This window comes from Candidatus Cloacimonadota bacterium (assembly GCA_021734245.1).
Taxonomy (GTDB): domain Bacteria; phylum Cloacimonadota; class Cloacimonadia; order Cloacimonadales; family TCS61; genus B137-G9.
In genome coordinates this window covers 1-11,674 of the sequence record JAIPJH010000097.1, presented here as the reverse complement: position 1 = coordinate 11,674, position 11,674 = coordinate 1, and the positions used below count along the sequence as shown (strand labels likewise).

At 38.2% G+C, this 11,674-nt stretch carries 7 protein-coding genes; 1 reads left to right on the top strand and 6 read right to left on the bottom strand.

The genetic code is table 11. The annotated features are described in order from the left end of the window. The 6 genes from K9N40_11740 to K9N40_11715 form a co-directional block, all read right to left on the bottom strand. A partial coding sequence (locus tag K9N40_11740) for a right-handed parallel beta-helix repeat-containing protein (protein MCF7815139.1) occupies window positions 1-4,517 on the bottom strand: 4,517 nt, incomplete at its 3' end. Window positions 4,518-4,547: 30 nt separating this feature from the next. Then, window positions 4,548-4,862 carry a hypothetical protein gene (locus K9N40_11735; GenBank protein ID MCF7815138.1) on the bottom strand — a complete coding sequence of 105 codons (315 nt, stop codon included), beginning with the start codon at window positions 4,860-4,862 and terminating at the stop codon, window positions 4,548-4,550. A gap of 777 nt (window positions 4,863-5,639) precedes the next feature. Next, on the bottom strand, window positions 5,640-7,028 hold the full coding sequence (locus tag K9N40_11730) for a sigma-54 dependent transcriptional regulator (GenBank protein MCF7815137.1): 1,389 nt from the start codon (window positions 7,026-7,028) through the stop codon (window positions 5,640-5,642). After that, window positions 7,025-8,995 carry a tetratricopeptide repeat protein gene (locus tag K9N40_11725; GenBank protein ID MCF7815136.1) on the bottom strand — a complete coding sequence of 657 codons (1,971 nt, stop codon included), beginning with the start codon at window positions 8,993-8,995 and terminating at the stop codon, window positions 7,025-7,027. Before K9N40_11725 ends, K9N40_11730 begins: the two co-directional genes overlap by 4 nt. 513 nt (window positions 8,996-9,508) lie before the next feature. Continuing rightward, window positions 9,509-9,712, bottom strand: coding sequence for an SHOCT domain-containing protein (locus K9N40_11720; GenBank protein ID MCF7815135.1), 204 nt, complete (start codon window positions 9,710-9,712; stop codon window positions 9,509-9,511). Window positions 9,713-9,943: 231 nt separating this feature from the next. After that, a complete protein-coding gene (locus K9N40_11715; protein ID MCF7815134.1) occupies window positions 9,944-10,111 on the bottom strand; it encodes an SHOCT domain-containing protein in 168 nt (55 codons plus the stop codon). Window positions 10,112-10,662: 551 nt separating this feature from the next. Between K9N40_11715 and K9N40_11710 the strand changes: the two genes are divergently transcribed. Beyond that, window positions 10,663-11,541 (top strand): hypothetical protein, encoded by an 879-nt coding sequence (locus K9N40_11710; protein MCF7815133.1) that lies wholly within the window; start codon window positions 10,663-10,665, stop codon window positions 11,539-11,541. Window positions 11,542-11,674 lie beyond the last annotated feature (133 nt).

The window sequence follows — 11,674 nt, the reverse complement described above, 5'->3', positions numbered from 1 at the left end:
AGCGTATCTTTGATGGCATTGGGATTGTCCAGATCGGGATAACGCAGATCAGAAGACTGAGTGCGCAGATCGGTAAATTGCTGATCGAGCAGCAGATCGAAGGGATCGCCGGGATAGACTGCGCTGTTGGGCGTTACGGTCACATTATAATTCAAGGGCGGAATGTTATCCACGATCACACGTCCGGCTGTCCATTGACCGCTAAAGGAACCAGCCAGCAGCGTGTCGGCAAAATTTCCGCTCATCGATTGCAGCAGAATATCGAAAGCGCCGATGGGAAAACCTTCTTCACCGCCCAGCACTTCCACCAGACAGCAGGTGCGGGTAACGTTTTCAAAATGTTTGTTTGCCTGCGGGAAGGTAACTGCACCCAGATCCCAGACGCGATTGAATTCGTGACCGTGATAATCGACCGAAAGAAGACATTCTGTGCCGTGTTCCACTTCCATCACATAATAGCCCTCATCGTCGGTGATGGTGGGTGGGATGGAATTAGCGCCATTCAGCAGGATATAGGCTTCCTGCACAGGCTCCATGGTGTTCTGGAACATCACCCTTCCGCTGATAGGCAGCAGAGAATCATCGGTGAAGTCCACGTCATTGGCACTGATATTACTGGAACTGAGGGTGATGAGACGCTGCTCGGGCTGAAAGAAATGCCCGGGTTTGGAAGGCGTGACAGTAAAAGTAGTATAACTGCCGAAAGGAATTTGCGTAATGCTGTATTCGCCCCAGTTATTGGTGATACCGCCCAGTACAATTCCCGGTTCATCTGCCGACCATGAAGTGCCATACATATTACCATTATTTCCGTAATTAGTTGCATCAAAGCAGATATCACCGGAGCCTTCGTTCATGCCCCAATAACCAACTAATCCCTCCGAATTCCAGGGAATCACCAAATTTTTCGCTGCATTAATCTGCTCTTCGGTTCGAACCGTATTCCATAATCGGATGTCATCTAATACACCGCTAAAGAAATCCACATTTCCGCAAATAAAAATTAATGAGCCTGAAATATCGATGGCAGAATTATCATCGGCAACTTGCACTCCATCAATATACATTTTTGTATTGCTTTGTGCCAGATCCGTAACAACAGCAATGTGATGCCACTGGTTATCATTCACCACCAGAGAATCCACATCCTGCTGAATGGAAATAGCGTCATCCGTGTAAATTAGATTGCCGGCAGCATCGATTTGGAGTGAAGCTTCAATAGTTTCCACACTATCAGGCAACGTTACAGATATAAAATCAAATAAATCAGTATCAGTTTGTTGGGTTTTTATCCAGAATTCTAATGTTGTATCATAAAAATCTATATTACCGACCTCAGAGCCAAAAATACCTTCATCAAATTCCAGACAATACCCGGAGGAAGGTTCCAGTGAAACGGTAATATCTGCTACCGGATTATTATTGGGAGTGGTGATGGTGCCGGTGATGATACCGTTTGGTTTCAAGTAGCCGCTGTCCGTGCTGGGTTCGGAAATTTCGGTACCGGCATAGGCAACGACGCTGTATTCATACATAACACCCGGTGTGGCTTCATAATCGGAATAGGAATATATTTGAGGATAAACCGTGCCGACGAGATTATTATTGCGGTAGATCTGAAACCCGTTCAATGGATTATAGCCGTCATTGAATTCCCAAGAGAGATTAACGTAACCCGGATAGTTATTATTGCCATCCGAAGCTTCCAGATTGTAGGGACTACTCAAGCCGGGATATTCATACCCCCCCATATCCACACGAGTGTAGTAGCTGTTGGTGTGCTGGTGAATGCGGGGATTTCCATAGAAATCAAGATTCGGCATATTCAATGAAGAAGTATCGACCATACCAGCGTTTAAACAGGGTGAAATGGATTTAAGTCTCAAATCGACATTATTAACTTGAGTTCTCACAAAATTCGGATCGGCATCGATATTCTGCACGCCGTCATAACCGCCCTCCACATCAGAGAACTTTACATTCAAATTGGTAGACACAGGAGAGTCTCCGTTATTCCAGATAATGCAGCTGGAGATTTCCGGATCGGATTGGGCATCGGCAGCGATAGCTCCATAAGTTCCGTCGGAAGTGTTATCATATATCGTCAGGTTTGCCAGAATGGGTGAAGCATTCGAGCAGTGGATAGCTCCGCCGGAAGTGGTCGACTGGTTCGAGATGAGCACACAGCTATTCATCTCGGCAGAGGAATTCACAAAAGCCAGCGCTCCGCCGTGTTCAGCTCTGCCATATTTAAACTGGGAATTTCGAATCAGCAGATCATCATAACCTTCCACATAGATCGCACCACCATATTGAACATTGCTGGTAGTTCCCGGTTGTGTTATCCTACAAAAATCTAATTGTGAGAAATTATCCTCCGTGGATGGACCGAAAAAATTTAACACCGCTTCATCGGTAGTGTTATCAATATTGAGTCGATCGATAGTTCTGGGATAATCGAAAGTACCTAGAGCAATCAGACTGCCATAAATATTGATACATACATCGGGTTCCATATTAACACTTGCATTTATTGTAAAAGTTGTCCCATCGGGAATGGTGAGATCATGATGCAGGTTCAAATAGGAGCTTACAGTGAAATCATTGGAAATGATACCGGAATCCTGCTGCTTTTCATAAGGACCGATATCGATAGAATTAAGGATAGTATCTATATCACCGTTGTTGCTGGCTGTGGCAGTGAAAATCCTGTCATTACCGAGAAAATCATAGTCTCCGGCTGTGGTACCGGGTTTTCCGCCATTGATACAGGGAGAAACATCAGAAATATCATAAGGATGATCGCCGCTGCCCACAAAGAGCGGATCGCGATCGTAGCAATGATCATAAGTTCCGCTGTAGGAAGACACTCCCGCTCCGGCAAAATCGGCAAAACCGCCTTCGATGATGGAGTATTCAAAAGAAGGATTGGAATCGAAGGAGTTGATATAGATCTGATTTCCGGAATTTGCTGTATTTCCCATAATGATATTATTATAAAGTGCCAGATTGGCAGTTCCGTCGAAATAAATGCCCCCGCCGTTGGTAGCTGAATTATCCTTGAAGATATTATTGTTGAAAGTGTTATGGTCATAATCTTTTATCCATAAAGCACCACCGTTTTCAGACGAATTATTGATAAGAATATTATTGTAGAATGAAGTTACATTTCCGCTCAAAGAACTATCCAGGGCAATTGCTCCCCCTGTATTTACGGATTGGTTTCCATCAAACAGGCAATTTTTGATCAGAACATCAGTCGCAGAAAGATAAATAGCACCGCCATTTGCATCATCAGAATTGAATCCATAAGCCCTGTTATTCTCGAACACACAATTATCAATAGTTGTGATCAGATCATTATACCCATTGTCGTATACATAGATAGCTCCAGCTTTTCCCAGTGAATAATTATTCCTAAATAAGCTATTTGAGATTTGCAAATTAGCATTGTAATTTATAACTACGGCAGTTTGTTTAGAATATTCAAATATACAATGATTAATAGTTCCTAATTCCAGAGCGTTATAAAATTTTATATTTTTCCAGCTGCCGGCAGTATCGGTTTCATCATTCATTACCGAGAAATTTGTTGTATCGGCAACAGTAAAAGTAATTGGCTCTGATTCCGTGCCTTCTGCCGTAAAATAAGCTTGATTATGAACTGTGATGCTGTAATGACCTAGAAATTCAACTGTTACCCCTGGCTCGATGAATAAGGAATCTCTGATACCAACATCACCATATATCTTCACAAGATCATATTCGAAGACAAGTGGATCAAAATACTCTCCGGCATACAAGTTTAGTCCTACCGGAGTTGGCGAAGAAACATACTGTGCTCCATAAATTGTGCCGTTTCCGGTTCCTTTGTCGTCCACCAGCAGATTGGGATCGGAATCATCATCCATGGAAAAATAAGAAATTAAATCTCCATTGCTTAAATCCGGCGGATGATTCCATAAATCTGGAGGAAGAGAAGATGTATTATGGTACCTGGCCCTATTCCAGATGCGGATATCATCTATCTGGCCATTGAAAAATCGACCTGATGCACCTGAATTTTCACCGATAATTACCGGTTGGTTGTTCGTGGGACATAGCGGAGCATACCACTCAATATCTTCAACTACTCCATCCACATAGATTCTCAGTTGATTATCATATTTTTCACAGACTACGTGATGCCATTCTCCATCGTTAAATTCGGTGGTTGAAGAGACAAACTTATCGCCGACATCTAAGCGGATATAGTTTGTTTCAAAATCGCGTTGAACTCTCCAGGTATCATCTCCTTTGGTGATGATCGCCTGCCAGGCTCGATCCCATTCATTAACCTTGATCCAGAATTCGACTGTAAAACGAGATGTTACATCATAAGCAGATTCATTGGCCAGAACCACATAATCATTTTCTCCGTCAAAACTAAGACAGTTGTTATCCGGAGCCGGAATGGCTGCAAAACCCAACATATAACATCCTAATAAAAACAATAAAAACAAACCTTTAATCCTCATTTTTTCCTCCTTCAAAGGATATAATTCTTTTTAAACTATTTGCGTTACTTCATTTAAAATCTTGAAATCGCTGTTTTGCAGAAGTTCGATGATCTCCTGCAAATGCGGCGGAATGATGAGATTGATCTCCACCTCGGCAAAGGATGAGCGAATAAGCTGCAGAAAGCGGAGATCGGAAAGATTGCGTACGTACATGAAAGCTTTCGATAATCCTTCACTATCCAGAAGAGAGAGCAGGTCGGACTGCGTTTCGGCAAAAAAGGGAGAATAACCTTTGTTGTTGAAAAACTCACACAGCTCTTTCCGGGCTGACTGATCGCCTTGATAGATCGCTACATTCTGCATAAATTCACCACCTTAATATTGTATTATAATGGCAATTTACATGCCAGAATGGTTAACTGTGTTAAAGTGTTGAATAACAGATGATTAGAGAATTTCATCAAAATCCTGACTGAACGAAATCAGTCGGTAGTTTTGGCTGGTAATCCGGAATCAAGGGAAGTTTATTCTTTTATAATCAGATAGTTAAGACAGGTGAACGGAATCGTTCGGCTCAGGCGGGCGGAAGCGGTCGATCCGGGGTGAATGGATTTTAACCCCTCAGTCCTCCTGAAGTCGGACAGCTCCCCTTCACATGGGAGCGAATAAGGAAAACATTCATTTCTATTTCCGTTTTTCTTCCCTGACAAGGGAAGATGTTCTGCTTTTCTGCTTTGGATTCCACCCGCAGAACAGATGGGTTATTACTTTTTATTAACCCCTCAGTCCTCCTGAAGTCGGACAGCTCTCCTTGACACGCCTTCACCAAGCTCCGGCGGTGCAGGCATGGGAGCGAATATGGAAAATTCAACTTTTACTTCCGTTTTTCTTCCCTGACAAGGGAAGATGTTCTGCTTTTCTGCTTTGAATTTCACCCGCAGAACAGATGGGTTATTACTTTTTATTAACCCCTCAGTCCGACTGAAGTGACGAGAAATAAATAGCCCAGCCATTCATGGCTGGGTAGTAGGATTGATACGAATAAATCTTCTGCTGCTTTTTCTTGAACAAGAAAAAGCAGCAGATCTCAGGTCATTTCTCTTTTTTTACCCCAGCCATGAATGGCTGGGCTATTAGATATTAATAATCCAAATTATATTTTTTTATTTTCCGATTAAGGCTGGTGCGTGTAATTCCCAATAATTCTGCTGCTTTTGTTTTATTGTTCTCGGCTTTTCTCATTGCTTTGCAGATCATATCTTTTTCTATTTCTTTAAGATTTTCCAATTTAAGATCAGGAAGTTGAGAAAGCAGATCTCGCGAGGTTTCCGGTTTATGAAAATCTTTTCTTGTATCAAACTTTAGATATTTATCGGTATCTTTGGACATGATCACCGCTCTTTCAATCATGTTCTTGAGTTCTCTCACATTACCTGGAAAATCATATTCCTTTAGAATTTGGATAGATTGATTTGAAAACCCGCATGCCTTTTTCTTCATTGCAGTACAAAATTCGTTAACATAATATTCTACAAGCGGCAGTATATCATCAGTTCTATCTTTCAAAGGTGGAATATGAATATGAAATTTGTGCAAACGATAATAGAGATCTTTTCGGAAAAGGTTCTTTGAAATCAACTTTTCAAGGTTCTTATTGGTAGAAACAATTACCCGTACATCAATGGGAATGTTTTCCGAAGAACCGACACGACGTATTTTTCGTTCTTCCAGAACTCGTAATAATTTTGCCTGCATCGACAGCGGCATATCACCAATTTCATCCAGGAACAGCGTGCCGTTTTGGGCAATTTCAAACCATCCTTTCTTGGCTGAATCTGCACCTGTAAAAGCATGTTTGGTGTGTCCGAAAAATTCACTTTCAAACAGATTTTCGGGTATTGCCGTGCAATTTACATCAAAGAATACATAATCTTTTCGTGAGCTTAGATTGTGTATTCCACGGGCAACCAGTTCCTTTCCTGTTCCGCTCTCACCGGTGATAAGCACATCTGTGCAATCGGTTTCTGCAACTTTTTTCATCAAATTAATGATCTGCTTCATGCTATCGCTACACCCGATCATCTGATAACGTTTTTCCGCATCCTGCGAAGTGAGAAGTTTTTCATATGTATTTCTGATCTCGTAAATTTGCTTCTGCAGAGCCATATATTTCTGAGTTCGTTCAATAGAATACTGAATATCTATCAGATCGAAAGGCTTGGCAAAAAAATCGAGTGCTCCTTCCCGCATGGCTTGAATAACGCTAGCCATATCACCATGTCCACTGATCATGATAATTGCGATCTCAGGATCAAATTGGTGCATTTTCTTCAATAGAGATATTCCATTCATTTCCGGCAATTTCAGGTCGATGATTGCAATGTCTATATTAACTGTATTAATTATCTTCAGGGCTTCTGATGGTTTTGCCGCCTTATATACTTCAAAATTACCATCACTTAAATATTCACTTATTTCATCCCGATAGCCCTTTTCATCGTCAACAACAAGTATAGCTAATTTTTTCATAAATGATCCTTTTTTTGCTTTCGGTTCTGTATTATAAAGACTGGAAAGATTATTTCTACGATAGTGCCTTCTCCCAAGTTGCTTTCTATTGAAATAGTTCCATTCATTTCCTGGATAATACCATAACAGATGGAAAGCCCCAGACCTGTACCTTTTCCTTCGGATTTCGTTGTATAGAAGGGATCAAATACATGTTCTATAGAAGTTTTATCCATTCCACAACCATTATCTTTTACTGAAATAACTATGTTCTTATCTTTTTCCCTTACAAATACAATAATTTTCTTCGAGTCATCCAATTCATCAAATTTTTCATCCAGAGCATCTTTTGCATTGGAAAGCAGATTCAATAGTACTTGTTCCAGTCTATATTTATTACCAAGAATGCTAACTTTTTTATTTTCAACAACTTTTTCAATAGTAATATTATGATTTTTAAATTGGATCTGAATCATAGAAAATGCATTTTCGAGTACTTCTTTCACATCTACGTTCTGGGAACTCTCCTGCTGCTGATCGCGTGAAAAAAGACGGATATGTTCTATGATCTTATTGATACGCGTAATATTTTCTTCTATAAAGTTTGACTTCTCCTTCAGATACTGAGAAGTTATTTTATTATTTTCAAATTTATTGAACATATTCTGCATGGCTAATTTGATAAGACCAATCGGTTGATTTATCTCATGGGCAATTCCTGCAGACATCCTGCCAAGGGATTCCAGTTTGGATTTCTGCATAAGAATTTGTTCCTGCATTCTACGTTTTTCAATTTCCTTTATAACTTTTTTTTCCAGATTCAGATTCAATTCTTTCAACTCTTTTTCGGCAATTTCCAATTTCTTCTTCTGATCCAGAATTTGTTTATTCATCTGTTCAAGTTCAATATTTTTCTTTTTTAGAAGTTCCTTTTCCTGCTCTGTTCTCTCTACATCCATCGTGGTAATTAGTTCCTCGATGATACGAGTCTTCTTTTCATCAGATAAACGATCTTTTATTTTTGCTGATTCTTTATAATAACCAAGTGCTTTTTTATACTCTTTAGTACTTTCATAGAATTTGGCGATTTGATTATAAGCTTTCATTGCCTGTGATTGAAAATTGTTGGATTCGAGTATTGGTAAACATTTTTCCAGATATTCTTTTTGTTTTTCTTTCTGATCTAATTTCTCATAGATTTCTGCATATTTAATGTAAATACTGACAATTTGGTTTTGTTCATCTACTTTCCTGGCATATTGCAGAGCTGAATCCAGTGCTGTTAATGCTTCCTGATAATCTTCTGACTGTAAATTTAGTAAAGCGATATTCTGGAAGATATGATTCAAGCCAGCAAAATCTTCAATTTCCTTTTTAACAGCAATTGAATTATTATAATATTCTCTTGCTTCACTATCTTTATTGAGCTCCAAAAAAGTATTTCCGAGGTTGTCATAACATACCGATTTCATATACGAAAGATTAAACTCTTCACACAATTCTAAGGATTCTGTAAAATATTTAATTGCTTTATTATATTCCTCGAGATTCAGATATATTCTGCCAATATTATTCAATATGACAGAGGAAAGTTTAGGATCATTGAAGTTTGCAGCGAGATCCAGATCTTTTTGATAATATTCCAAGGCTTTTTCCAAATTATCCCACTGATGATAAACCAAACCAATATTATTGTAAATACTTCGTAATCCATACCAGTAATTCTCTTTTACAAAAAATGGTTCAGCTTTCAAATAATTTTTCAAGGCATTTTGGTAGTCGCTCTGATGAAAAAAGCCCAATCCGATGTGCATGTAAGCCATGCCCTGCCCGACATTAAATTGATTCTTTTGTGAAAGTTCCAGAGCTTGATTGCTAAGTTCTATACACTTCTTTGGATTTGAATGCATAATTTTATAGGCTTGGGAAATAAGTTCTCGAATTTGGCTATTCTCATTTTCTTTCAAAGTTTTTTTAGTTTGGTTCATAAATTATTCTCTCTTGGGTATTGCTTATTACAAGTATATTTTATTGTAAAGTAAAAAAATATTTTTACCCAGTTGAGGAGTTAAAACCCGACTTTTTTAAAACCACGACTTTAAGTACATGGCAACTGATAAAACGCGTCTTTCTGAGGTTACTTATCGCTTTGCATCCGACTATGTCCGGCGAAGCTGAGCGAAGACGGAAGGATCTCGTGAAAGTCAGCACCTTTCCGACAGCTTCTCTCGATGATTCTTCACCGTTGGTTTCGGAAAGCTATAATCGATGCAGAAGAAACCTTTCCGACAGAGAAAGCAACTTTCCGACAGCTTCTGCAAGAAACTGCGAGTGAAGCTGTCGGAAAGGATATGTGTTGTTAGACTTGACCCAATAACGAAGTTTGGGTTAAGAATAACAAAATCACATCCGTTCTTACCTCAAGCCTACGCATTGAGGCAAGTCTGGATTTATTCTATTTCAACATTATCATCTTATTTTATTTATTAGCGAAATAAAATCTATGAGACAATATCTCTTTTCATCTGTTCAAATTCTTCTTTAGATATTTCACCTTTTGCGTAACGAACTTTAAGGACTTCAATAGCATTTGAATGTATTTTATTTGATTTGAAAATATATATACCTAAGAATAATACAACAAGTAAAAAAATAGGAATTACTATATACCAAAACGAATTTGATGTATTCCACGCATCCATCATATGATGATTACCAAACTGATTATTACCATGTGCACTTAACGCAATGGGAAACAAAGATATCAGCAATATGAGCCATTTATAGAATTTCATTTTTCACCTCCATTAATTTGATTATTCAGATTGCAGCAATCAGCTCTTTTCTTGCCGAATTGCTCTTCGTTTTCTTTGGTAAGCCTTGCAAGAAAGGCTTGCCACGATTCTTTTATTTTTTGGAACACGATTACCTCCAGGCTAATTCAGATCTTTTTTCATCTGCTCAAATTCTTCTTTAGAAATCTCTCCATTCGCATAACGAGTTTTAAGAATATTTATAGGACTATCTTGTCTATCACCAATATTCAATTTACCTTTAAAAATTAAGAATAAACCCACTAAAATTACTATCCAAATTATCAACATGACTACCTCCTCGCTAAATAATTTTTTTAACACATTCACAATACCCCGCTGGGGTATATTAATAGTATAATTTATAATTAATTAGACGCAATATATAACTTCGGAAAAACCAAAAAAAAGAACAACATAATATTTGAAAGACCGGAATGTTTACAGAGATTTTTTGAAAGATTAGCAATGTAAATCTTGTCGATGAATTTTAAGCTTAACATACTATTAATTTTATAGAAAATAAACCTTGTGATCGACTGATGTGTTTTGCGTAGAAAAGCTGAGGAAACGCAAAGCCAAATCTTGTCGATGATTCATTTGCAAAGCAAATGAATCTTAAACCGTGAAAATGTTTGACAGAAACGATTGATAAACACTTTGTTACGTAGTACGTGAAGATAGACATTAATATCAGTAACAGCAATGTACAAGAAGGTAGTTATGCGTCAATCGCAACATAGGATTAATTCTGTAAAAAAAGATACAGCATCACCTTCTGATAACAGACTAAAATTATTAAATTACAAATATTTAATTAACTTTAAATTTGGAGAATTTATATGAAGAAAAAAACAGCAAAAGCGAATAAAGAAAAGTTCCCAATAGTTGGAATTGGAGCTTCTGCCGGTGGACTGGAAGCATTGGAACGTTTCTTTGAAAACATGCCATCTGATGCTGGTATAGCATTTGTAGTAATTCAACACCTCGATCCCAAACACAAAAGCATTATGGCATCACTGCTGGAAAAATATACAAAGATGAAAATCTTTGAAGTAAAAGATGGAATGCCAGTGAAAAAAAATAGCATCTATCTAACACCTCCCAATAAAAATATTGAGATCATGAACGGTGTTTTTTACCTATTGGAACTGGACAAAACTAAAGTGGTAAATTTGCCTATCAATCATTTTTTCAAGTCGTTATCTAACGAACAAGCAGAAAAAGCGATCTGTATAATTTTGAGCGGAACCGGAAGTGATGGAACACAGAGCCTGAAGACAATAAAGGCTGCCGGTGGAATGATAATGGTGCAGGAAGAGAAGCAGGCCAAATATGATGGAATGCCTCACAATGCTATAGAAACAGGTTTGGTAGATTATGTATTACCTGTAGAAAAGATGCCTGAAATATTGCTGAAATATATAAAACATCCGATTTTAATTAAGCAAAGTAAGCAAGATTATAAACAGCAGTTTGATAAACACCTGAACAAAATATTCGCTATAATTCGAGCTCAGACCGGCCATGATTTTTCCAATTATAAAAAAAATACCATTCAACGCCGCATTGAAAGACGCCTTGCTGTGCATCAGATAGAGAGAATTTCCGATTATCTGCAATATCTCCAACAAACACCTGCAGAAGTAGATATTTTAATGAAAGAAATGCTCATTACAGTAACAAACTTTTTCCGCGATCCGGAAAGCTTTGAAGTATGAGCTCCCTCTAAAAAGTATCAAAAAAAAACCTTTTCAATAAATATGAATTTTTTCATATTGAATCCATAAATAAGTGAAAAAAGGTATTGGTAATGTTTCGAAAAAATAGCGACCATAAACAAATGGATATATT

Bases quoted from the DNA above. Each gene is read 5' to 3' on its own strand.
- K9N40_11735 (MCF7815138.1), bottom strand. From the start codon at position 4,862: ATGCAGAATGTAGCGATCTATCAAGGCGATCAGTCAGCCCGGAAAGAG.
- K9N40_11730 (MCF7815137.1), bottom strand. From the start codon at position 7,028: ATGAAAAAATTAGCTATACTTGTTGTTGACGATGAAAAGGGCTATCGG.
- K9N40_11725 (MCF7815136.1), bottom strand. From the start codon at position 8,995: ATGAACCAAACTAAAAAAACTTTGAAAGAAAATGAGAATAGCCAAATT.
- K9N40_11720 (MCF7815135.1), bottom strand. From the start codon at position 9,712: ATGATGGATGCGTGGAATACATCAAATTCGTTTTGGTATATAGTAATT.
- K9N40_11715 (MCF7815134.1), bottom strand. From the start codon at position 10,111: ATGTTGATAATTTGGATAGTAATTTTAGTGGGTTTATTCTTAATTTTT.
- K9N40_11710 (MCF7815133.1), top strand. From the start codon at position 10,663: ATGAAGAAAAAAACAGCAAAAGCGAATAAAGAAAAGTTCCCAATAGTT.